The organism is Ferruginibacter profundus (assembly GCF_054783275.1).
Genome location: NZ_BAAGQW010000001.1, coordinates 491,121 through 516,235, shown reverse-complemented (window position 1 = coordinate 516,235; position 25,115 = coordinate 491,121). Strand labels below are relative to the sequence as shown.

The following is a 25,115-nucleotide window of genomic DNA, read 5'->3' as shown; positions in this document are numbered from 1 at the left end:
ATTAATGAGTAGTGGTTTGCTGGCTTGGTGTTATGATTTGATATTTTCCGCTCAGGTGCATCAGGCTGAATAAGTATAAAAGCCCGTCATAGTAGGGATCAAAATAGCCGTCTTCATAAGGTTCCAGTTTAGCATTCCATAATGCTTTTACAAAATCAATGCTGCTTTTATCGTTGGTGATCATTGCTGTGGTTGCCGCCGTTGCTACCAGCCCGATAGAGTGCCGAAGTTTTTTTACACTCCCCGCCTGCAGAATAAATTCGGGGCGTGAGCCATCCACATTAAACTGGTCTTCGAATGTATCAATACCTTTTGAGCGCAGAAAGTTTTGCAATCGTCTGGCATAATCCTGTTGCCAGTTTTTATCCTTACCAAACCATGCATAGTCCATCGTAATATTCATGGGCACACGCCATGAATCATAACGAAAGGCTTGCGGCATCCAGCGGGTGGGATGTGGTGCTCCGCTAAAATCAGCATAGTCTGTATTCAGCCCTGTTACTGCATCACAGGCCCTGTGCAGGAATGCACGGGAGGTATCCGCACAATCCTTATAAAATTGTTCGTGCCCGTCCTTTGCATACAAGGCCCATATTTCCAAAAAGGCAGGAAGATGATAAGAAGGGTCTGTCCACGTGTAGCCGTTACCTTCAGGTACAAAACTGATCTGTTTATATTCAGTATTGAATAGGTTGTGAATATTTCCGGTACCATCTTTTTTCCACATGGCATCTAATATCCTTCTTGCTTCTGCATAGTAATTAATGCCAGTTGTATTACCCCAACGGTTTGATGCCAGCAAGAGGTCGGTAATAAAATATAATTCACCGTCCGATGCAGAGCCTTCTGCATTTTTTTTCATGGTGGCGGGATTGATGCTCCATGCAAAGTAGCCTTCCCGTGGCCCGTCCTGGTGTTGTAAATATTTTTTAGACCATCGCCAGATGCGGTCAAATACATCTTTTTTGTTCAGTTGAACAGCAACCATCATACCATATGAAAGCCCTTCTGTTCTGGCATCATGATTTTTAATATCAGATACATAAGCCATAGAATCACCCACCTGAAAGTAAATGGGATTGGGTCCTTCAAAAAGATCATAGTAAGCTTTGTTTACTTTCTTATCAATATCAGCCAGGCTGTATCCTGCTTCTTTAAAAAGATTACGGTACTTACCGGTTACTGCTGCAGCTGTACTTTTTTTTGTTTGGGCAGTAATGCCTGCAGGAAGCAAAAAGTAAATTGCGGCAACAAAAGTTACAAACCAAAACCTTGTTTTGCGGCAGTGTTCACCCAATTTTTTTTTCGTTTTATTTACAAAAGCATTGTTGGCAATCATTATTTTTTTATTTAAAGATAAGGCTGGCAAATTGTTGCAGGTCCCTTCTCCACGTAAGCCATTCATGCGCTGTGCCCGGCGATTCGTAATATACGTGTTTAATACCCTGTTTATCCAGCATTGCACGAAATGCTCCTACTGAACCGGGAAAAGGATTGGGTTCCTTTGTGCCTAATCCTAACCAAAATACTTTGATCTGTTTATTGATCGCTGCACCATCTTTATATTTTCCATCTAAAAAAGTCGCAGGGTCTATGGCATCTGTACCGGGATAATTGGGTGTACCGCTAAACCCCCCGATGTATGAGAACTTATCCAAATGGTTCATGATGATGCGGATGGTTTGGTTGGCACCCATAGAAAGACCGGCTATTGCCCGATGTTCTTTATCGGCTCTGGTGCGGAATTTTGCATCAATGCCTGGAATGATCTCGTTCACCATCACCTCATCAAATATGGATACAGGGCGGGTTTTGTTTTCAGTTGCGGCACTATCCATTGGCTTGTATGCGTAGCCGTTATCCATCACAATGATCATCGCCTCTGCCCTGCCCTCAGCGATAAGGTTATCCAGTATAAGATTTGCTTTTCCCTGGGCCGACCAACCGGTTTCATCCTCAAAGCTACCATGTTGCAGGTACAAGACAGGGTATCGCTTTTTTACATTGGTAGTATAGTCTGCAGGAGTGTACACAAAGCAACGCCGCCATGCATTGGTTAATTTAGAGAAGTAAATATTTTCGCATACCATTCCATGTGGCACATCCTTCAGTGCATAAAAATCCCGGTCCTTTGCAGGTATTTCAACACCGCTTCCCCAACGGCCTGCGCCATAAAAGTAAAGGCTTCCGGGATCCGGCACTGATGCCCCATCAATATTCAACTGGTAGTAATGAAAACCTTCATCCTGTGGTAGCGATTCGCCTGTCCATACCCCTTTGTCATCCTTTACCAGGTCATATTTCTTTCCGCCAATATCCAATTGCACTTTTAGCGCCTGCGGCGCCAGTATACTGGCCCTAACCCTGCCTTCGCTATTTACCTGCGGATATAATTTGCCCGGCTGGTTGCCGGAAGCAGGTTTAAAATCATTTGCAATATCTGATTGTGCAACACAAAGGCTGCTGATAAAAATTGCTGCTGAAAATAAAATGGTGTACCTGCTTTTCATCTATTTCTTTTTTAATTGATAATAACAATACCCGTGCTGCAAGCAAAAGAGCCGTGTTTATATTTTTACTCTTTAAACAGCAGTGGCGCCAGTTCGTGTAAGCTTCTCCGCCAGGTAAGGAATTCATGTGCTGTATTTTCCGAAACATAAGACACTGCATTGATACCGGCGTCTTTTAATGCTGTCGCCGCATTTTTAACACCGTCCGGCCTTTCTTTGCTACCACAACTTAAAAAAATCAACTTCACTTTTGATTTATCTTTTATTTCTGCTGGTGTATAAGTACCGCCGCTTAGTAATGCATAGTAAGAAAACACTTCTGGTTTATTGAGTGTGATTGTATGTGTTTCCATGCCGCCCATAGAAAGCCCGGCCATTGCACGGCTTGCTGGTTTGGCTATGGTGCGGAAGTTGGCATCTACATAAGGGATCAGTTCATCAACCAATACAGTCTGAAATGGCTCGATCTTAAAATTTCTCATGCCGCCAAACTTTATCTCATTGGTCATACCATAAGTCATCACAATGATGAAGGGTTGAATCTTTCCTTCTGCGATCATGTTGTCCATAATTAAATTGGCATGACCCTGGTTGCTCCATGCGGTTTCATCTTCGCCCCAACCATGCTGGAGGTATAACACAGGGTAACGTTTTTTGGCATTATTATCGTAGCCCGGTGGCGTATACACAAATGCCCTGCGTGACGTATTGGTGCTGGGTGAAGGAAAAAGTACCTGTTGCACATTACCATGCGGCACATTTTTTAATGCATAAAAATCCTGGTCATGCGCAGGTATTTCAATACCACTTTCCCAGCGGGTAGAACCATAAAAATTCAACGTGCCTGGATCATTGAATTTACCTCCATCAACCCTTATATTGTAATAATGAAAACCTTCATCCATTGGCCCTTCGGTGGTACCCATCCAGCTTGTGTCTGGCATTTGGGTGAGTTTTGTACCCCCTCTGCCACCGAGGCCCAGGCTTACTCTTACACTATCCGCACCGGGAGCCAGTATCCTGAATCTTGCATAGCCTTGCGAATTTACCTGCGGATATTCCTGGCCCGGTTGATTCAGTGAGGAAGGTTTAAAATCTTCTATAATTGCAGGCTGGGTGTTTTGAGCCAAACCGGTACTGCTGCCAATACTCATTGCAAAAACAACGGTTAAAAGTCTGATATTCATTTTTTATATTTTTAGTTTATTTATTCAACCGATAAAAGAAAGTAAATGATCAATCTTTCCTGGAAAGAGAACCCGGTGATGAGTATTTGCTTTTTATCAATCGTCAGTATGATCAGACAAGATACTCAGCTATACTATTAAAAACTACCAATAAAACATTGTGATGAATTTTACACAAACAACCGGTAATTAACCATCAATCATTTTACTGCTGTACCAATAGAATTTAAAAAATATAGTTTATTTATCTTTTTTAAAAGTTACGCTTCTTACCAATAATGTACGCCCGTTACACGCAGCGAATTTTACAAATACATCATGATGCCCACCCACATTTTTTAATGCCTGGCTAAATACTTTCCAGTTATTTTCTCCCCCGGTTAGTGTAACAGGTATTGTAGCAATTAATTTACCTGTAGCCAGGTCATCCAGCCATATTTGCAGACTGCCTTTTTTGGTAGCCGCAACGGTAACTTCCACCATGGCTGCAGAATTTTCTGTCTCACCCAAATCAATACCCGAAAGCATGAACCAGCCGCCGTAATTTGAATTATTGGTGACTGCAAAACCGGTATCAGTTTTAATTTTTTCAACTCCGTAATAATTACTGTATCCGGCTGCTGGCATCGGGGAAAATCCATCTTTGCAAACAAACATATCAAAGTCTGCAGCTTTGCCTTCTGCAAATAAACCAATACTTGTACCTACCCAGGAATTATAATTGGGTTGCACTTTATCCAGGTCAGCAACATTTATTGACGTTCCTACAGGTTCCCATTTTTTACCATTGGTGCTGTAATAACCGGTAAGCACATGCTGATTTCTTTCAATTTTTAACCATACCGTACTCCCTCCAAAGTTGGGTATACTATGCTGCACAGATCCGAATTGGAAGGTGATTTTTTTTCCATTTTCAAAACCTGAATATAATTTTACCACAACATGCTGATTGCCGTTGGATAAATAAAGCCCGGCCTTGTTTGAAGTATCTGTTGCAGTAAAATCAACTTTTGTAACTGCCGAATAATAATGGTCGGTTTCTTTTTGTACCACGCTTGTTCTTATGGTATCCGGCAACAACCTGATCCATCCCTTTCTTGCCTGCAGCGAGTACTTTGCAGCATCTTTTTTACTTAAAAAATGCCAGCATAAACCCAGTGTATCTTTTCCAAAATAATCTGATTGTACGCTTCTCCATAAAATACCCGACTTTGGCAAGTCAGGTTTGTCAACGGGCAAAGTTGTAGGTGCCATTCCCCATGGCCGGTCGCCTTCCCAAATTACCGGGTACAGGGAAGTTTGCCGGCCTGTACCATACCAGTCATCATCACCATACCTTTCGTAACTCTGGCCAATTGTCCACCAGCTACCATCGGCCAGTTGTATCGGAGCTGCAATATGATTGGGCCTGCGAAAGCCTGCCGCTGCATCTTTGACCGGTTTAAAAAATTCCCCCAATCTTTCCCATTTTGCAGAGTCTGCGGTGAGTGCAGTTCCCCGCAAAACATATTGTCCACCAGATACATCTCCGGCAGGAAAATAATAGTAGTACCCGTTACGCTTGCACATTACCGGGCCTTCTGCCCAGCTGTATTGCAATTTTGCATTGATCCAATCCATATTAATAACGGTATCGGCTAACTGCCCGTCCCTACCCAAAGCCTGTATACGGTTTACTTTTTGTCCGTCTTTAATTATCATATAGGGTTTACCGTCATCGTCCACAAAAATCGAATTATCGTAACCAAGATTGCCTGTTTTTGGATTTGTTTGCACCTGTACAGGGTCCGTCCATGGACCATAGGGAGAATTAGCTTTACAAAACCATTGCCCACCGGATGAAAAATATATCCAGTAAGAACCATAGAAGTAAGTGATTGCGCCCTGCCAGATACCGGCTGAAGGACGATCTGACACCCAGCTGCCTTTTGATGGCGGCAGTACCCTGCAAATGACCTCCCAATGCACCAGGTCTTTGGAATGATAAATGGGAAGGTATGGCGTAAAATGAAAGCTTGACCCGCAATGATAAAAATCGTCGCCAACTTTTAGTAAAGTAGGATCGGGATGATCACCAGGTAAAACCGGATTTACATAAGTATTAACCTGGTTGTAATTTGAAACCGACATATCGATATTCACCTGCCCAAAAGACATCAGCGTAATTAATATTGATGGCACAAACACACTGAAAATCCTGCACCATAATGTATTGAAATATTTGTTTTTCATTTTTTTGCTTTTGATAGTGTACACTTAATAAGACTGCTGTTATTTAGATTACTGCAGGTACTATCACAATTGAGGGTAGTAATCTGTTCATATCCCTTTTTCGGCCATGCTCAATTTTTTTCTGCCATCCACTCCACCAATGAGTTTTAAAATAGGGGCAATAATATTATTGCCCCCTGTTGTCGCCAAACAACGATTAAGAAAAAAAACAGCGTTTCAGCCTTACTATGTGACCTGGTATTTTGTATTGCTTTTTCATTTTTTATTTTTTGTTTACCACTTCATTTTAAGCAGCTAAACCTTACCTAAATGATCATCCTCAGATTTTTTCAACTCCTTTATGAAAGGCCTTTACTTTTAAAGAGGGGCAATAAGACTACTGCCCCTGATGGTTGCTTTGTCAACTGCATATGAAAAAAAGATCTTCTGCATCGTACTTTGAATCATTATTTTTTTTCTCCCCGTGTTGCTATTTTTACCCACAAAAACATTGCCTTCCCTGTTGCTGTATCATTCCTATGCTACACATGCTTAGCATGTAATTGTCCACCCTAAAATATTTATTCAATAATTTTTTGTGGTAGCTGCGCCAATACTTTTACAATTTCCTCTTCGGGCTTTTTACACATTTTATTGGTACAGGTATAGACCAGCGTTTTACCTGCCACTAATTTACCCTGCATCAAAGGAAGCAACTCATCGTTTATACTTCCCACAACAATACCGGCAGGTAAATAATTTTGTTGCAATTCCTTATTTTTAATCAACGCCTCTTTGCCCATTATTACCACCTGGTATGGCTTTGCTGATAAAAGTGCCGCAAAACTGCACCACTCTATGTGATAACATGGCATTTTTTTTACACGACCTGCAACATTATTATACATTCTTAAAGCTGCGGCGCTGTAGGTTGTATCGTCGTACACTATGCCCAATGTGTAGAGTACTTTTGCCATTACCGCATTGGCCGAGGGAACAGCATCATCCGCAACTTCAGTTTTTCTTAATACCAGGCCGTTTTGTTTGCTGGCATAATAAAATAAACCGGTGGTGGCGTTATAAAAATTACGGTTTACATAATCAGTTAATGTTCGGGCCAGCGTTATCCAACGGGTTTCAAAACTCACCTGGTAAAGCCTGGTAAATGCCAGAGCAGCCCATGCGTAATCATCAAGAAAGCCTGCAACAACATCTTTACCTTCATGAAAACTGCGTTTTAAACCACCATCCTTCTCCAGCATATTTTTTTCTATAAACGACGCACATGCCCGGGCTTTTATAAGATAATCTTCAGTTCCGGTTGCAGCATAAGCATCTGCATAACCTTTTAACACCATACCATTCCATGCTGTTATGATCTTTGAATCTGTTACCGGCGGTATTCGTCTACTCCTTTCATTTAGTAATTTACTTTTTGCTATTGCCATCTTTGCAGTAAATTCTCCGGGAGATATTTTATTGGCAACAGCAAATTCCGCAGGTGGCTGGCTGGCATAAAGTATATTGCTTCCCGGTTTCCAGTTTCCCTGGCCTGATACATGAAAGTAGGTTGCTAACATCTGATCAGTACCAGTTACTTTTTCAAAATCACTTTTTTTCCAGGCGTAATATTCGCCTTCACCTGCATCGGAATCAGCACTCAGCGAACTGAAGTAGCCTCCTCCGGGTGCAGCCAGTGATTTCTCCATAAATACAATTGTTTCATCAAGAATTTTTTTATAAAAATCATCTTTGGTTAATTGATAGGCATGGGCATAAACACTCAGCAGCTGCCCGTTATCGTAGAGCATTTTTTCAAAATGCGGCACCTTCCAAAAACTGTCGGTAGCATACCTGGCAAATCCGCCGCCAACCTGGTCGTATATGCCGCCCAACGCCATTTTCTTTAACGTAAGGCCGGCTATTTTTAAAGTTTCTTTATTACCGGTGACAGAGTAGTGTTGCAGTAAAAACTCTGCAAATGCCGGAGTTGGAAATTTCGGCATCCCTTTCAATCCCCCGTTTTCCTGGTCAGTTGCTTTGTAGATACTGTCATACAATTCCTTATAATCAATCCCTGTATTTTTAGCGCCTGTTGCTGCCGTATCAATTAACGAAAGATCCTGTTCTGCTATTCCGTTCAGCATTGCATTTGCCTGTGTTACCACAAGATTATGTTTAGTGGTATAAGATTTTGCAATACCGAGCAATAAACTGGTCCAATTTTTTTTAGCATAGTAAGTGCCAGCAAAAAAAGGTTTGCCATCCGGCAATGCAAATGCATTTAAGGGCCAGCCTGTTTCTCCTGAAATTAATTGCAACGCATTCATATAAATATTATCAATGTCTGGCCGCTCTTCACGGTCTACTTTTATACAAATAAAATTTTCATTCATCACCCTCGCCACAGCAGTATCCATAAAGGATTCCTTTTCCATAACATGGCACCAATGGCAGGAAGCGTAACCGATACTTATCAATAATGGTTTATTTTCTTTTTTAGCCCTGTTCAACGCCTCATCGCCCCACTCATACCAATCCACAGGGTTATCGGCGTGCTCTTTCAGGTAAGGGCTAAAAGCATTTTGCAACCTGTTTTTTTGCTTCTGATGCCAGCCTTTGCAACCACACAACAACAATACAGTAAGAGCAATGCAATAAACCACTTGTGCCGCCCCGCTTTTCCCCATTTTTTTAAACATAACTGTAACGTTTACCTGATCTCTTTAAACACCCGCAATCTGTCGTTATTGGAGCTTACCAGGATTGCCCCGTGCCCGGCTACTTTTACAGGCTGCATATCTTTTACATTCCACGGTGCAAAAAAGCCGCTTTCCAAAGGCTTAAAACTTTTAAACTCAAGATTTCCCAGTCCTTTAAGAAAAACCCCGGGAGAAGCATCCGCAGCTGTAGTTTCCACTTCCACATCAAACTTATTTCCAGCAATGAGTATATCTTTTTTGCCATCGCCGTCAAAGTCTTTTACAATGATGCCATTTACGGTGGAGAGTTGTGCTTCCATCGGCAACTTTTTTTGTGTAAACTTTCCTTTATCATTTACAAAGATCACTGTTGAAAAAAGATGCGCCTGGTAATGCAAGGCAGTCTTCAGCTGGTCATCGCCCAGTATGCCGTTAAGATCACTTTCTGCAAATGATAAATAGGTAGGAAATTTTTTTGCGATCATCGGGCATTGCTGCGATGTGCATTCCCGTCCACGGATAGGTACCATGATATCATTGAGATGCCGGGCAAGAAATATATCGTTAGTGCCATTGCCGTCAAAATCTTTGGCGTATACTTCAAAAGGCTTTTGCACACTTGCCTGGAATTTATAATTTTCACCCAGGTTACCGGCAATTAGATCTATATCACCATCGCCATCTATATCATCAGCTATTAATTTATCCCACCAGCCTTCTGTAAGCTGCAGGTTATACTCTGCAGAAACATCGTTCATTTTTCCATTACGGAATGCAAACACTTTAACAGGCATCCATTCTCCTGCTACTATTAATTCAGGTTTTTTGTCACCATCCAGGTCAGCCCAAACAGCCGATTTCACCATGCCCACCCTGGCAAGACCAGGAGCAAATTCTTTTGTTTTATCAACCAGCTTTCCATGTTCATTTACCAGCAGGTAACTCAGCGGTGCCTGCGGATATTTATGCGCCATTACTTCGCCCCCCCTGAAAATATCAATATCCCCATCGCCATCAAAATCAAAAGCTGCTATACACGATCCGCTACCAGCCGTTGCCGTTATAACAGATTTTGTAAAATTTCCTTTCCCTTCATTGATATACAACCTGTCCTGGTACATGGGCGACCCTTCTTCAAATTCACTGCCACCACTTATTACATACAAATCAAGATCTCCGTCACCATCCACATCAAATAATGTGGTGCCCATATCTTCGTATTGCTTATCGGCTTCAAAAGCGGCAACTGTTTTCTTTTCAAATTTCCCGTTTTGTTGCAGGTATAAACAACCGGGCTGGTCTTTGGCACCTCCCACATACAGGTCTTCGGCACCATCTCCGTTTACATCTCCCGTTGCTACAAATGGGCCGTCCCTGCTAAATTCATGCGGCAGTAATACCTGGTCTGCATATTCATCGTATTTATTTTCCCTGTGTACAAATGGCACTGGCAGCAATTGATCGGTTGCCTCTGCAAACAAAGCTGTGTACCGGGCATTATGATCCGTTCCCGGAACCGCTTCTTTATAATTTACTTTTACAACCTGGTTGGCGGTAATATTTTTCAGCGTATTTGCTTTTCCGTCGGGCCATACAATTACTGCACTATCTATTTTATCTTTTGTACCCAGACCGAAATGAATAGTGGGTTCATTACAGGAAAGATATCCCCTTACTGTTTTTTGCTGAAAGAACTGCTGTTGTTTGCCATCATAGTACAATGATATTTTTGCGCCTATACCATCAGCATTTTTTTGAGGCCCCTCCAGTTTCATCCGCAAATAATTATTCTTTGCTGTTGAAATGTTTTTATATACATCAGCCTCCCCGTCAAGATTATTGATCACCAGGTCAACTTTACCATCATTATCAAAATCTGCCACAGCAGCGCCATTGGAAAAAGTACTGTCCTTAAAGCCCCATGCAGCTGATACATTCTCAAACTGCAATCCACCTTTGTTTTTAAATAAATAGTTTCTCACTTTAATAGGATCATAAATGTCCATGTATTCTTTAAAGCCTTTTTCAAACATTTCCTGCGACGAGCTGTATTTATTCATATTGGCTTTAACATACAGGTCCTGTTTCTGCTGTATGTCCCCGTCAAATAAATCCCTCCGGTATCCGTTGGCAACAAAAATGTCCCTGTTACCATCATTATCAAAATCCGACGCCAGTGTTGCCCAACTCCATTCTGTTTTAGAAATGCCCGCCATTTGCGATACATCACTAAAGAAGCCATTGCCATGATTCAGGTGCAACACATTGTGCATGTATTGCTTTTGAAAACCACTGTCTGCAATGGCCCAAAAACCTTCCACATCCATCCGCGGCATGGACACTTTAGACCGTTTGTAGTTTTCCGGCAACATTTCCATTACCAGTATATCTTCAAAACCATCGTTATTAATATCAGCAATGTCTGATCCCATAGAGAAAAGCGACACATGGTTGGTCATGCTTTTTACTTCATCTTTAAACGTGCCGTTTTTCTGGTTGATAAACATGTAATCATTATCGGCATAATCATTGGCCACAAAAATATCCTGGTAACCATCATTGTTAAGATCTGCCGCCTCAACCGATAATGCATACCCGAAACTATGCCCTACACCTGCCTGTTTACCGATCTCAGTAAATATCCCATTGTCGTTCCGGTACAATTTATTCCTGCATTTATCCGGCGGGTTTCTTTTACCCGAAACCATTCTCGATAACCCCAGGTAAAAACTATCCGGCCTGCTGGTAAGGTACACGTCAAGGTCATTATCATTATCCATGTCAAAAAAAACGGCTTGCATGGAATAACAGTCATCATCCAGGCCATATTCTTTCGCCTGTTCTTTAAATAAAAGGTTTCCCTGGTTAACGTATAATAAATTTTTCCTTTCATCATCGGCATCTCTGAAGCCTCCTTTACAAACATAAATATCCAGTAAGCCATCATTATTAATATCCACCAGGCTCACTCCGTTCTTCCATCCTTTGCCACCATCCACCCCTGCTGTTGCGGTTATATCCTTAAACTTCATTCCGCCCTGGTTGATGTATAATTTATCAGGCACTTCATTTCCCACAAAATAAATATCCGTCAGCCCGTCGTTATTAAAGTCGCCGGTGGCAACACCTGCACCATTGTACACATAGGCGAATGAATCAAAATAATTTTTCTGATAATTCTCTACCACAGTATTATTAAAAGTAATGCCGCTTTCTGAAGAAGCTACCTTTTCAAAAACAGGACTGATAGCAACATCGCTTTCTGATGCATTGCCATTGCAGCCCATGCCTGTACTGATACAAAAAAGTAACGACAGCAATACCAGCACTGAAAATGTTAATCTGTTGAGCATTTTTTCTTTTACTTTTCAGTTTTTTCACCTGTATAATATAAATACTTCTTCCACACTGCAGCGGCCACACTCCTTCCTAATTTCAAACCTTCCTGGTTTTCGCATGGTATATGGTAACCCCCAAGCACACGTGAAATTCCGGCCATATCGGCGGTTTCGGTAAACGTGGTAAATTTTAAAGTAACCTCGGGAGCAATATTACCCGGTTCAGTGAGTTCTCCCGGCCTGCGTTTTACTTCAATTCCAAACTGATCATTTCCTGTAAACAGTTTAAGTATTTCTGCACAGGCCCCGCTGATACTACTGTGCCCCGATACATAACTTGGAAATGGCGGACACAAAAAAGTTTCAGGCGAATAGGGCCGCCATTCCTGTCCCTGCATTTCAATCATCCCTTTATCCGGGCCGCCCCATCCTTTTATCTTTTTGTTGTTGAAATAATAATGTACCAATGTATAGGGACGGGCAAAATCAAATTGCATCTTTGTATCCCAGCAGGCAATAAAGCCATCCATTGCTGCAGCTTCTACTGCAAAATACATTTTCACATCCTGGTCTAGTGTATGGTGGTCCCTCTCTGAAATATCCTGTGCAAAAATGAACCAATGGCCCGCCTGCTGAACAGACCTTGGCCCGTCACGCATAAATTCTACCAATGCTTTTTGTTCATTGGTAAGATTAGCCTGCATGGCAACAACAGCAGCTACTTCTTTTTCTAATTGTGCCGAGCCTAATTGCGGCGGAGGCTGGCAACGAAATTCGTTGGCCGAATCCAGCATCAGTGGTTTCACTTTTCCCCAATGTGGTGTAAGGCAGGGAGGAGAAAATCTTCCGCCTTTGCCATCTGCAAAATATTTAGGTTGCCAGTGTTTAATATCACGAAGCGTATCGGCACTGTTTACCGGCTGATATCCCGTGTAGTCGGAATAGATAGTACCATTTGACCCCTGCATTGTTCCGGTTTGATTGGAACCATCGTTCAGCCTTGCTCCAATAACCGATTTTGCAGCAAGATTACCAATGCCTTCAGGCGTTTGGGGATCAAGAGAATTATTATCCGGGTCCAGCCCGAATTCTTTCATCTTATCCCTGAGCAGTACTGAATCCGAAAAATAATAGGTTAACATGGTACGAAAAGCAGCATAACTAATTGCTGTTTCTTTATTCTTTAATGTTCTTTTGGTGTCATCCACCCGTTCTACATTTTTTAAATATACCGGTTGTGCTTTGTCATCGTATCTCGACCATGCATCAAATTCTGCTGTGCATATCAGCGCCAGTATTCTTGATGTTACAGTCGGGCGGGGCCTGAATTTTTCTGTATCATTAGCTGTGGCGGTTAAAATAATTTTTCCCCATTTGTAAGCGATGTTTTCTGCACCCTTTGGTTCATCAATAATTTTTGTATTACCGGTACAGGAACAGGCGGTAAGGATAAATAAATATTTCAATAAATTTCGCATGGCCTTTGCACAATAAATGTTGAAAAATGATTTGCATCAATAAAAACGCAACACATTTAGGTTATTTTAAAAAACGGATTGTATCGCTTAAAAAAATTACCACTCCGTTATTTTACCCGTAACTACCACTTTTGGAATATTGTTTTGATATCCCGGATCATGTTTTAAAAGAAAACCGAGGGCAGAAAATCTTTCCCCCGGTTTTCAATCAATTCAACAATCATATTCAATTATCAGATTAAAGTTTATTGATACCCCGGATTTTGCGGATATGCCGGCCCTTCCGTTACCAGGTCAATTTGCTGCTGCGGAACAGGCCTCAACATATTAAAGCCCTGCACACCTGCAGCACCTTCGGCATTATAGGCTTGCACTCGCTGAACAAGGGTCTTTGTTCTTGAAAGATCCCACCAGCGTGTATTTTCAGAGAACAACTCACGGCTTCTCTCGTCTAAAATAAAATCAAGTGTTACCTGGGCTGGTGTAATTTGCTGCGCCAACACAGCAGCAGCATATTGTGCAGGGGTTTGATTTGATTTTAATGCGGCCCTGGTTCTCAGTACATTTATCATGTCGGCTGCCTGTTGCATAGTACCACCACCTTTAAATGCTGCTTCTGCAGCTATCAGGTACAGCTCGGCAAAACGGTATAAAATAAATGGCCTGTCTGAATAATCATTCTTATCGCCCCTGGTTGAGTCATCCCATTTCCTGATATTGGGATAGTAACTCGCCGTCATGGGTACTGTTACGCCTGCTAAATGCTCAGGTTCAAAAATGATACCTTTAAAAGCCGCCCTTTCTGCAGGAGTAACCACTCTGTCAGCCATCCATATCGCAGTATCTACACCATTGATCAAAGTACCTCTTGGTGTGGTAACACCGGTGGTTCCTTTTACAGACATTTCCACGCTATTTGAAAGCCATACTGTCTGAAAAGTTCCTTCATAACGGGAATCAGTAGCCCTGTTTGCAAAAGCGGCATCAATAACATATTTCATATTGGGCTTTATACGCTGAAAAGGCCGGCCGTTATTGATATCTCTTACTGTAGGATTTGCACCACCACCTGCAGGATAATTGGCGTTTATTGCGGGATAATTAGGACGGAAGAAGAAGTTGGATTTATTTTCGGCACCATTGGTAGCACCACTGCCCGGCGCAGAGTTCTGGCCAAATTTCTGATCCTTGGTATGCTCGATATCCATTAATACTTCTGAACTGTATTCGTTACCTTCTTTAAACACGTTGGGATAGTAAGGAAGAAGGTCCAGTCCATAAGTTGCTTTATTGTCGATCACGTTTTTTGCAGTATTAAATGCATTCGTGAAATCCGAAGGCTGTGCTGCTGATGACCATCCTCTCCAGAGATATGTTTTAGCCAGCAGGAATAATGCGGTTGCCTTGGTGGCAGGTTTGCCTGTACCTGCTGCGGGAGCATTGGGCAGATCATTAGCTGACTCAGTAAAATCCTTAATGATCTGGGCATAGATATCGGCCAATGGTGCCGGTGCATCAGCTGCTGTTGCCTGTGTATTAAAAACAGTGTGTAAAGGAACGGCACCAAAAGTGGTTACAAGATTGAAATAGCAGAAGCCACGTAAAAACTTTGCCTGTGCAAGCACCTGCGTTTTTGTGGCAGCAGGTAAATTTGCAGCCGCCCCATATTCCAACACACCATTTGCAGTGTTAATGTCAATAAACATCCCGTTCCAAAAACCGGCATAATCGTTAGTGTTGGTTTTTATCAATGCATTATTGAATGTAAACCAATGTTGCACATCTGCTGCACCCCCTTTCTGAAATTCATCAGTACCGGCATTGAACAATTGAGTAAAGATCTGTGTACCCCAATGGCCCCTGAAAGAAGAGTAGATACCGGCAACCCCACCCTGTATACCTTCGGGTGTTTTAAAATAGGAAGGATCAATAGTAGCCCGCGGTTGTTCGGTAAGAATTTTTTTACAGCCTGAAGCAGCAAACAATACCGCCGTGCAAAGTATAAGGAATTTTATATTTATCTTTTTCATGTTGAGTATTATTTTAAGTATTAAAATTTCACGCTTACTCCAAGAATAAACTGGCGTGTAGGTGGCACGCCGGCATTTACTGTAATGGCACGTCCCTGAACAGGTGAACCACCTGCAGAAGAACCTACCGAGTTACCGGTACCGTTACCTTCAGGATCAATACCCAATCCATCTCTTACAAGCGGAGCCCATAAGATAAAGGGATTCTGAGCACTTGCATATACCCTGAAAGACTGAAGCCTGGCCTTAGTAAGCAATTTGCTGTTGATTGTATAGCCCAGATCAATTGACCTTATTTTTATGAAAGAGCCATCACGGTATGTAAGCGTTGAAGTATATAACTGGCCATCACGGCTTGCATCCGGCTGAGGAAATGCATTGGTGGGATTGGTTGGCGTCCAGTAATCTACCTTTAACTGGTTAACCCTGCTGTTCATAAAGAAAGGATAGCCTGCTCCACCACCATCTGCTGATAAATAAGTGGCTACAACCGTCTGGCCAAAACGACCAAACATTACAATATTCATATCAAAATTTTTGTACTCCAAATGGTTCGTCATACCAGCCACAAGTTTGGGCTGAAAATTCCCGATGATCTGGCGGTCATTAGCGCCGATAGAATTGGTCTTGTCAAGATCTTCCAGTTTAATATCGCCGGGGGCTTGTCCGTATAATGCGGCCTGTGAGGCTTCACTTGTTTGCCAGATACCTACTTTCTTTACATCATAGATCACTGTAATGGGGTTACCAACAAACCAGCCATTACCCACATCCTGCTGTAATCCCTGTTGCAGTGCTACAATTTTTTCCCTGTTAAAGAAAGCATTGAAATCGGTACGCCAGCTAAAGCCACCCTGCTTCCTGCTTTCTATATTCAGGCTACTGATAGTGTACTCCATACCGTGAGAGGCTGTTTTACCGGCATTTACTAATATTGAATTGGCCCCCTGGCTTCCCGGTAAACTCTTTTGCAACAATATGCCGTCTGTTTTAGTATCATAATATTCAATAGAACCGGAAATACGGTTGTTAAGCACCGCAAAATCAACCCCCATGTTCAAGCCCTTGGTTTTTTCCCAGGTTAAATTGGGATTAGGCAAGGTATTGATCAGGTAACCATTTACATAGTTAACCAATGGTGTGGTTCCCTGCCCGTAATTGTAAAAATTAGTGGTAAGACTTCCTAATGTCTGATAAGAGCTTACGCCTGCATTAGAGCTGATACCCCATCCGGCCCTCAGTTTTAAACTGTTCACAAATTTTATATCCTGCATAAAAGCTTCCTTATCCAGGTTCCATCCAAGAGAAACCGCAGGATAGGTTACGTATTGATGACCGGGAGCAAGTACTGACGCTCCGTCTGACCTGACTGTTGCAGTAAGCAGGTATTTATCATTATAGGAATAAATAGCCCTGCCCATATAACCAATTAAACCAGATTCGCTGTAAGAGCCGGCCTGCGGGTTAATAGTATTCACTAACTGAAAGTTGAAATCCTGTATGTAATTGGCAGGAACACCCTGGCCACTCCAACCCTGCGATTCAAAATGATTCTTCTGTACTTCCTGCAACACCTGCACCTGCAGCTTATGCTTCTGGGCAAATGTTGTATTATAATTCAGTGAGTTGTTAATTGTATACTGCCATCCTTCCGCATCGGATTTACTTACGTTTGCACCGGCGGTATTGGTATTACTGTTGTACACGGTATTAGGGCCGGTATAATTAGCATTGTGCGTTTGCGACCAGCCAAAACCAAATGTGGTTCTGAAATTCAGGCCTTTGATAATTTTTACTTCTCCATAAAAATTATGCTGAAACTGGTACCTGCGGGTATATGCTTTTATCAGCTCATCATTACCAATAGAAGTAAGCGGGTTAATAGTAGTATTATCAACACCCTGTTGTATAGTAGGATAAAAATTTAATGAACCATCATCATTATAAGGTTTATACAAAGGGCCCAGCCTCATGGCGGTACCATAGGCATTGGTACCTACACGGTTCTGGTAAACCATCGCATTAAAACTTGTAAACCCTACCTTAAGGCGCTCAGACATTTTATGATCAATATTTACACTAAACGAATAACGTTCCAGTTTTTGATCATGCATGATGCCGGTCTCTTTGTAATACCCCATTCCAAAATTGTACTGGGTTCTTTCATTTCCTCCATTAACATTCAGGTCGTGGCTGGTTCTTAAGCCGGTAGTTAATAAAAGATCCTGCCAGTCGGTATTTACACCTGCTGCAAGATTGGTTTGTTCTATAGCTGTTAAGCCGTAAGGGCTTATTACATTCGGGTTGGTGAGATAAGCCGGTTGGCCCTGCCTTGCATCCTCTTTAAATTTAGCGTATTCGGTACCGTTAAACAACTTCCATTTGGCTATCGCATTTACAAAACCTGCATAGCCATTATAAGTGGTAACTGGTTTGCTGCCTGTTTTACCACGTTTTGTAGTAATGATGATAACACCATTAGATCCCCTGGAACCATAAATAGCAGTGGCAGAAGCGTCTTTCAGTACATCCACTGTAGCAACATTATCAGGATTGATATCATTGATACTACCTCCGAAAGCCATACCGTCCACAACAATCAAAGGATCGTTATTACCTGTTATAGAACGGTTACCACGTATACGTATCTGGCCGGCAGTGCCTATTGAAGTTCCATTGCTTACAATATCAACACCGGCGGCTCTTCCCTGCAACTGATTATAAATATTCGGCGCCTTTATTTCGTTAAGCGTTTCTCCTTTTACAGATACAGTAGACCCTGTTACATCTTTTTTTCTTTGTGTACCGTACCCGATTACAACAACTTCGCCTAAAGATTTATCAGTGCTGGTTAATGTAATCCGTACTTCCTGGTCGGGGGATGTAATTTTTACCTCCTTACCCAGGTAATTTATAGCCGTAATTATTAAAGTGGTACCCCTGGGCACGGCAATGGAAAAATCACCCGAAGCATCTGTTGTAGTACCTCCTTTGGCATCTTTAATGGTTACAGAGGCGCCTGAAACAGGTTCGCCTTTAGCATCTGTTACATGCCCTTTTACGGTAATATTCTGAGCAAAAGCCATCATTACAAACGCCTGCAGGGCGAGGGTAATGCCAATAATTTTACATAGTCGTTTAAACATAATTATTTTTTTAAGCATTGTTAATTTGGTATCGGTTCATCAATAATATCGGACTATAGGTAATTGTATTTTTAAAAGATTTTTACAGGAAGAAAAAGCAGGCTGCTATCAGCTATTTTATTGCGGGGATACAAAGACACGTAATAGTTAAACAGGGAAATAATAGAAAAATAAATCAGTTTGCGTGAACGTAACGTTACACTAATTAACCCTTTTTTTATAATAATAAATTTAACTGTCCTGGAAGCGAAGGGAGTCCGCATTCTTATATAGCAGCTGGTCTTATCCATTAAGCAGGTTTATCGTTATCGCAATTCGCATTACGAAATAACTGTTTAACATCCAATACCCATGTTCCGATTATATCAATTTTTTGTTCTGGCGTCTCAATTTTTAATCGTAAAAAAATAAAAGTATAGATTTGCGAACGTTGCTGCATTTACCTTATTCAATTTGCTTATGATAAAAAAGAACAAATATTGTTTGCTGGTACTGGTATGTTTCTTTTTTCTGACACAGGATATAAAATCCCAATCCTATAATTTTAAAAAATACCAGGTTGAGAACGGCCTGTCTACAAATGTCACCACCTCTGTAATCCAGGATTCCAAAGGCTTTATATGGATAGGAACAAGGGACGGGCTGAACCGTTTTGATGGTTATAATTTTAAAATATTCCGGCACAACACTAAAGATTCCGCTTCATTGCTGAGCAGCATTATCAATTGTGTGTACGAAGACGTACATGGAACACTTTGGGTGGGAACAGAAAAAGGTTTATTTAAATACAATCCCTTCAGTGAAAATTTTTTACACATCAAAGGCGGTGCTGATAATGCGATTGATATGGCAGCCATCCGTGCCAGGTCAATTGCAATGGATGCACAGGATAACCTTTGGTTTATTGCAGGCGAGCTGCTTTGTAAATACGATACAAAAACTTTACACTTAACTACTTTTAATACAGAACAATATTTTAGCGCCAGTGCTATATGTTCCTCCGGCGGAAATGTGTGGGTGGGCACCAGGGAAGGCATATTGGAAAAATATAACGCCGCTACCAATTCATTTACAGCTTTCGACATTTTTAAATATGCTCCTCCCCGCTCTTCCTCATCAGGGCAAATTCAGAAAATTTTAGATTGTGGCAATGGCAAATTCCTTATCGGCACCGCCAATAACGGTATCAAGCTTTTTGACCCCAATACCTATGCCTATAAAGATTTACTGACAAACGATCCCACTATCTCGCTGTTGTTCATCAGAGACATCCTTAAATATTCGGCAGATGAATATTGGATTGCCACTGAATCGGGATTGATTATATACAATGATAAAAATAACAGCACCATTTCCCTTAAGAGGGCCTACAACAATCCTTACTCTTTATCCAGTAATTCATTATGGTCGTTATACAAGGATAAGGAAGGTGGCATCTGGATTGCCACTTACTCCGGCGGCATTAACTATATACCAAAGGCCAATACGCCTTTTGAAATTTTTTCTGCCAGGGGCGATGACAATTCGCTGAGTGGAAATGTTGTTCGTGAAATCTGCCAGGATCATTTGGGAAATTTATGGATCGGAACTGAAGATGCAGGACTAAATAAATATGACCCGGTAAAGAAAAAGTTTACTCATTTCAATCCCCTTACTGATAAACAGAGCATCTCCTACTTCAACGTTCATGGCCTGTTGGCGGTTGGCGATGAACTATGGATCGGCACTCTATATCATGGCATGGATGTGATGAATATCAAAACAGGAAAAGTGATACGGCATTATGGTATGGGCGCAGGCAAAAATGACCTGAAGAATGATTTTATTACCACCTTATACCAAACCCGTGCCGGTACAATTTTAGTAGGTACCTGGACGGGCCTTTACACCTACAATAAAGCGCAGGATAATTTTGAGCAGATACCTGACCTGCATACACAGGTACAATCCATACTTGAAAGTAAGAATGGCAATATATGGATATGCACTTTTGGTAAAGGCATCTTCCGATACGACCCTGCTTCGGGGCAGGTTGAAAATTTTAAGAATGAAAACGGCAATCCGGAATCCCTTAGCAGCAACCAGTCAAATGCCATTGCAGAAGACAGCGATAATAATTTATGGATCGCCACAGAAGATGGATTGAATAAATATACGCCGGACCAGAAAAGATTTAAAACTTACACCGCAGATGATGGCCTGCCCGGTAATTTTATCCTGAAACTGTTAAAAGATGACAATAACAATTTGTGGGTCAGCACCTCAAAAGGCCTGGCCTGTTTAAATATCAAAACTGACGCAATAAAAGTATATACCACAGCAAATGGCCTGATAAGCGACCAGTTTAATTTCAACTCTGCCTACCGGGATGGCAAAGGGAAACTCTATTTTGGAACGGTAAATGGCATGGTAAGTTTTTATCCCGGTAGTTTTGAAGAAACTTCGTTTATCCCACCGGTTTATCTTACAGGCTTTGAAATTTCTAACCGGAAAGTAGAAATAGACAGTATAAAATCGCCTTTAAAAAAATCAATCACTTTTACCGAAAAAATTATACTGGAGCATGACCAATCCACTTTTAGTATTGAATTTGCGGCATTAAGCTATGCATCGCCCCAAACCACGCAGTACGCATATATTTTAGAGGGCGTGGAAAAAGACTGGACCTACCTGAAAAAGAACAGGAGTGCGTATTATACAAACCTGTCGCCCGGCACCTACACATTCAGGGTAAAATCAATTAACAGGATGAACAAAAGCGATAGCAAAGAAACCACCCTTACAATTAAAATACTGCCGCCTTTATGGGCAAGCCCTATAGCCTATTTCTTTTATTTTATTGTGGTCATCGGCCTGCTTTATTTTTTTGCAAGAAGTTATCATAAAAGGGTTATCAAAAAAAACGAACGGAAAGAGGAATTAATGAACCACCAGAGAGAGAAGGACCTGTATAAGGCAAAGATTGAGTTTTTTACCAATGTAGCCCATGAAATAAAAACGCCGTTAACCCTTATAAAAGCGCCGCTCGAAAACCTGATAAAGAGTGAAGGAAACAAACCCGAAACAAAAGACAACCTGGAATTAATGGAGCGTAATACCAACCGCCTTATTGACCTTACGAGCCAGTTACTCGATTTTCAGCGGGCGGAAATGCGGCAATACAGCCTTCATTTTATAAGATTAAATATCACAGAATTTATTGAAGATATTCATAAAAATTTTCTTCCACTGGCACAAAGCAAATCGCTGCAGTATACAATCTCTTTGCCGCAACAACCTATCTTCAGGGCATTTGACCCGGATGCGCTGAACACGATATTAAGTAACCTGTACAGTAATGCTGTAAAGTATGCTTCAACAACCGTTGCTGTACAAGTTTCATTTACAGCAGACCTTTTTCATTTTGAAATTATGAATGACGGTAACCTGGTACCATTTGAATTGAGGGATAAAATATTTGAACCCTTTTACCGGTTAGAGAGCACAGAAATGGAATCGGGTACAGGTATAGGGCTTGCCATAAGTAAATCATTAACTGAACTGCACAACGGAACTTTAACGTTAAAAGAAAATCATGAGGGGTTAAATCATTTTATTCTGGTGATACCATTAAAAGATCCGGAATAGCACTGTAATTCGCCAAAAACATTTTAATAAATTACTATGGAAAAAACCATTTTATTAGTAGATGACAACAAAGAGATATTAGACTTCCTTTCCAGGGACCTGCGGACTGAATATGTTGTTTTTACTGCCCGAAACGGAAAAGAAGGATTGAATATCATTGACACACATTCCATCCAATTGATCATCAGCGATATTAAAATGCCGGTGATGGATGGTTTTGAGTTTTGTAATCAATTGAAATCAAGCTTAAACTGTTCGCATATCCCGATCATTTTGCTTACTGCAAAAAATACCTTACAATCAAAGATCCAGGGCTTGGAAGTAGGTGCCGATGCTTATATAGAAAAACCTTTTTCTCCCGAACACCTGAAAGCGCAGATTAAGAACCTGCTGGGAAACCGGAATAAAATAAAAGAATACTTCGCCACTTCGCCGCTTGCACATATGAGCTCAATGGCCTATTCAAAAGCCGATGAAGATTTTCTTGGTAAATTAAATGAATTTATATTTAACAATATCGAAAACCCCAATTTAGATGTTGATTTATTAGCCAAAATAATGAATATGAGCCGCCCTACCCTTTACCGGAAAATTAAAGAGATCTCTGACCTAACGCCCAGCGAACTGGTAGGTGTGGCCAGGCTAAAAAAAGCAGCAGAACTTTTGATCAGCACTGATTATAAAATTTTTGAAGTCGCAATGATGTCCGGCTTCAATTCGCAAAGCAGTTTTGGCAAAGCTTTTTTAAAACAATTTAAAGTAACCCCTACAGAATTTCAACTGTTGAAGAAAACTAAACAAGAGGCCAGGCCGGAAAATTAGTATACCACAAGATTGATCTTACTACATGTAATTGCCCCTGTAACCATTCTGTTTACAGGGGTAGTGTTTTGGTGCACCTGTAAACAAATATTCTAATCACATTCTAATCTCCTCCTTTGTGCTGTACCAGTAATTTCGCTTTTTGATAATCACAAAATTTTGATATAAAGTGAAAAACAGTATCTCCGTTTCTGTTTCATTAGATCATATCCTTGAAGCCGAAGACATCCAGCCCAAAAAGGGCCAGAATAAAAAAAGACTATTTGTTATTGCTGTACTCTCCGTATTTATTGCGGCCTGCATCAGTTGTATTGCAAAATTGCTGGTATACTTAATTGACCTTATTACCAATATTGCATTTTATGGAAGGGTTTCTGCTGCAGCTTCCAGCCCTGCACAGCATTCATTGGGTATATGGGTGGTACTGATACCAGTGGCAGGTGGCCTGGTTGTAGGCCTGATGGCGCTTTACGGGTCTAAAGCCATTCGGGGGCATGGTATTCCTGAAGCGATGGAACAGATACTCGTCAACCAGAGCAAAATAAAACCAGCTATTACTTTTTTAAAACCGGTTTCTGCAGCAATATCAATTGGTACAGGTGGCCCGTTTGGTGCCGAAGGGCCGATTATTGCAACAGGTGGCGCATTTGGGTCTACACTGGGCCAGTTATTAAAGATCACACACAACGAAAGAAAAATATTGCTTGCAGCAGGTGCCACAGCAGGCATGTCAGCTATTTTCAACAGCCCGGTGGCAGCAATATTTCTTGCTATTGAATTATTACTTTTCGAATTTTCGCCACGCTCTATCATCCCTGTTGCCCTCGCCTGCATTACAGGAGCTGCAGGGCATCATATCTTATTTGGCAATGAAGCGGTATTTGCTGTAAATTTTACTATAGCACCGGCCAATAATACCGCATTGGCTTCATATAGTTTTATAGGTATTGTAATTGGCTTTATTGCTGTTGGGGTTACCAAAATAGTGTACCTTATTGAAGACGGTTTTGAAAAATTACCCATCAACTGGGTTTGGTGGCCTGCCATAGGCGGATTGGTGGTAGGTATAGTAGGATATTTTGCCCCCCGCACACTTGGCGTTGGCTATAGCAACATTACTGATATACTTTCCGGCAGCCTTGCCACAGGCACTGTACTATCATTGTGCATTCTTAAATTTATATCCTGGGCAATTGCTTTAGGCAGCGGTACATCCGGTGGCACACTGGCTCCTTTGCTTACAATTGGTGGCGCCACCGGCGCTTTACTTGGCAGCCTGGTCAATTACGTTTACCCCTTATCGGGAGTTACTATTCCGCTTGCAGCATTGGTGGGTATGTCGGCCATGTTTGCAGGCGCATCAAGGGCTTTTTTAACAGCCATCATTTTTGCACTGGAAACTACTTTGCAAACCAACGCATTACTTCCGCTGCTGGCCACATGCGGTGCAGCCTATATAGTCTCCTTTTTTATTATGGAGAATACTATCATGACAGAAAAGATTGCCCGCCGGGGAATTAAAACACCGGAATCCTATGAACCGGATATACTGGAAAAAATTACAGTGGCGCAAGTGATGAAAGAAAGTGGCATTATTATAAGTGAGGATAATACTATTGAAGAAGTTACCGGCTGGCTGGAAAACGAACAGGAATATAAAAGTAATTATTTTATCGTTTCCGACCCGGAAGGAAAGTACAAAGGTATTGTCAGCGCTTCCAGCCTTTTCAGCAAACACCATAACGCAACCACGTTAATCCGGTCATTAATTAAGCGTAAACCTGTTTCCATTGCTCTGGAAAGTAGTTTGCGAAAAGCAGTTGAATTAATGGCGAAAGAAAACATCGATGTATTACCTGTATTATCCAAAGAAAATAATACAGTAACAGGAATTCTTTCGTACCAGGATATTCTTGCAGGGTATAAACAAGACATGGAGCATCACCAGGCAAAGCACCCGCACATTTCATTAAAACGAAGAAGCCTTAAAATATTACTTCACGGGCAAAGAATAATCAACGCAAAAAAGAATATGGCATAATAAACTTTACAGGCTTGCCTGTA

General features: G+C 41.4%; 12 protein-coding genes. 3 read left to right on the top strand and 9 right to left on the bottom strand.

Going from position 1 to position 25,115, the window contains the following annotated elements:
- Position 1 precedes the first annotated feature (1 nt).
- From ACYVM0_RS02005 to ACYVM0_RS01965, 9 genes are all read right to left on the bottom strand, one after another.
- The gene (locus tag ACYVM0_RS02005; protein ID WP_460551685.1) at positions 2–1,339 is read right to left on the bottom strand and encodes a glycosyl hydrolase family 8; all 1,338 of its coding nucleotides are present in this window, start codon (positions 1,337–1,339) and stop codon (positions 2–4) included.
- A gap of 7 nt (positions 1,340–1,346) precedes the next feature.
- Positions 1,347–2,510 carry an alpha/beta hydrolase-fold protein gene (locus ACYVM0_RS02000; protein WP_460551682.1) on the bottom strand — a complete coding sequence of 388 codons (1,164 nt, stop codon included), beginning with the start codon at positions 2,508–2,510 and terminating at the stop codon, positions 1,347–1,349.
- Between the two features lie 65 nt (positions 2,511–2,575).
- Positions 2,576–3,697: an alpha/beta hydrolase-fold protein gene (locus ACYVM0_RS01995; protein WP_460551679.1), complete on the bottom strand. Its 1,122-nt coding sequence runs from the start codon at positions 3,695–3,697 to the stop codon at positions 2,576–2,578.
- A gap of 240 nt (positions 3,698–3,937) precedes the next feature.
- Positions 3,938–5,929: a family 43 glycosylhydrolase gene (locus ACYVM0_RS01990; RefSeq protein WP_460551676.1), complete on the bottom strand. Its 1,992-nt coding sequence runs from the start codon at positions 5,927–5,929 to the stop codon at positions 3,938–3,940.
- Between the two features lie 560 nt (positions 5,930–6,489).
- Positions 6,490–8,610, bottom strand: coding sequence for a thioredoxin domain-containing protein (locus ACYVM0_RS01985; RefSeq protein WP_460551673.1), 2,121 nt, complete (start codon positions 8,608–8,610; stop codon positions 6,490–6,492).
- Positions 8,611–8,621: 11 nt separating this feature from the next.
- A complete protein-coding gene (locus tag ACYVM0_RS01980) occupies positions 8,622–11,963 on the bottom strand; it encodes an FG-GAP-like repeat-containing protein (protein WP_460551670.1) in 3,342 nt (1,113 codons plus the stop codon).
- Between the two features lie 8 nt (positions 11,964–11,971).
- Complete coding sequence (locus tag ACYVM0_RS01975; RefSeq protein WP_460551667.1) at positions 11,972–13,426, bottom strand: vanadium-dependent haloperoxidase; 1,455 nt, start codon at positions 13,424–13,426, stop codon at positions 11,972–11,974.
- 245 nt (positions 13,427–13,671) lie between these two features.
- A complete protein-coding gene (locus ACYVM0_RS01970) occupies positions 13,672–15,456 on the bottom strand; it encodes a RagB/SusD family nutrient uptake outer membrane protein (RefSeq protein ID WP_460551664.1) in 1,785 nt (594 codons plus the stop codon).
- Between the two features lie 20 nt (positions 15,457–15,476).
- Positions 15,477–18,602 carry a SusC/RagA family TonB-linked outer membrane protein gene (locus tag ACYVM0_RS01965; RefSeq protein WP_460551661.1) on the bottom strand — a complete coding sequence of 1,042 codons (3,126 nt, stop codon included), beginning with the start codon at positions 18,600–18,602 and terminating at the stop codon, positions 15,477–15,479.
- Positions 18,603–19,061: 459 nt separating this feature from the next.
- Here ACYVM0_RS01965 and ACYVM0_RS01960 point away from each other — a divergent pair, with 459 nt between their 5' ends.
- The 3 genes from ACYVM0_RS01960 to ACYVM0_RS01950 all read left to right on the top strand — a co-directional run bounded on the left by ACYVM0_RS01960 (position 19,062) and on the right by ACYVM0_RS01950 (position 25,092).
- Positions 19,062–22,229, top strand: a complete 3,168-nt coding sequence (locus ACYVM0_RS01960; RefSeq protein WP_460551658.1) for a ligand-binding sensor domain-containing protein — start codon at positions 19,062–19,064, stop codon at positions 22,227–22,229.
- A 36-nt stretch (positions 22,230–22,265) separates the two neighbouring features.
- The gene (locus ACYVM0_RS01955) at positions 22,266–23,051 is read left to right on the top strand and encodes a response regulator transcription factor (protein ID WP_460551655.1); all 786 of its coding nucleotides are present in this window, start codon (positions 22,266–22,268) and stop codon (positions 23,049–23,051) included.
- 169 nt (positions 23,052–23,220) lie between these two features.
- Positions 23,221–25,092: a chloride channel protein gene (locus ACYVM0_RS01950; protein WP_460551652.1), complete on the top strand. Its 1,872-nt coding sequence runs from the start codon at positions 23,221–23,223 to the stop codon at positions 25,090–25,092.
- Positions 25,093–25,115: the final 23 nt, after the last annotated feature.

Bases quoted from the DNA above. Each gene is read 5' to 3' on its own strand.
- ACYVM0_RS01980 (WP_460551670.1), bottom strand. From the start codon at position 11,963: ATGCTCAACAGATTAACATTTTCAGTGCTGGTATTGCTGTCGTTACTT.
- ACYVM0_RS01970 (WP_460551664.1), bottom strand. From the start codon at position 15,456: ATGAAAAAGATAAATATAAAATTCCTTATACTTTGCACGGCGGTATTG.
- ACYVM0_RS01985 (WP_460551673.1), bottom strand. From the start codon at position 8,610: ATGTTTAAAAAAATGGGGAAAAGCGGGGCGGCACAAGTGGTTTATTGC.
- ACYVM0_RS02005 (WP_460551685.1), bottom strand. From the start codon at position 1,339: ATGATTGCCAACAATGCTTTTGTAAATAAAACGAAAAAAAAATTGGGT.
- ACYVM0_RS01955 (WP_460551655.1), top strand. From the start codon at position 22,266: ATGGAAAAAACCATTTTATTAGTAGATGACAACAAAGAGATATTAGAC.
- ACYVM0_RS01965 (WP_460551661.1), bottom strand. From the start codon at position 18,602: ATGTTTAAACGACTATGTAAAATTATTGGCATTACCCTCGCCCTGCAG.
- ACYVM0_RS01995 (WP_460551679.1), bottom strand. From the start codon at position 3,697: ATGAATATCAGACTTTTAACCGTTGTTTTTGCAATGAGTATTGGCAGC.
- ACYVM0_RS02000 (WP_460551682.1), bottom strand. From the start codon at position 2,510: ATGAAAAGCAGGTACACCATTTTATTTTCAGCAGCAATTTTTATCAGC.
- ACYVM0_RS01975 (WP_460551667.1), bottom strand. From the start codon at position 13,426: ATGCGAAATTTATTGAAATATTTATTTATCCTTACCGCCTGTTCCTGT.
- ACYVM0_RS01990 (WP_460551676.1), bottom strand. From the start codon at position 5,929: ATGAAAAACAAATATTTCAATACATTATGGTGCAGGATTTTCAGTGTG.
- ACYVM0_RS01960 (WP_460551658.1), top strand. From the start codon at position 19,062: ATGATAAAAAAGAACAAATATTGTTTGCTGGTACTGGTATGTTTCTTT.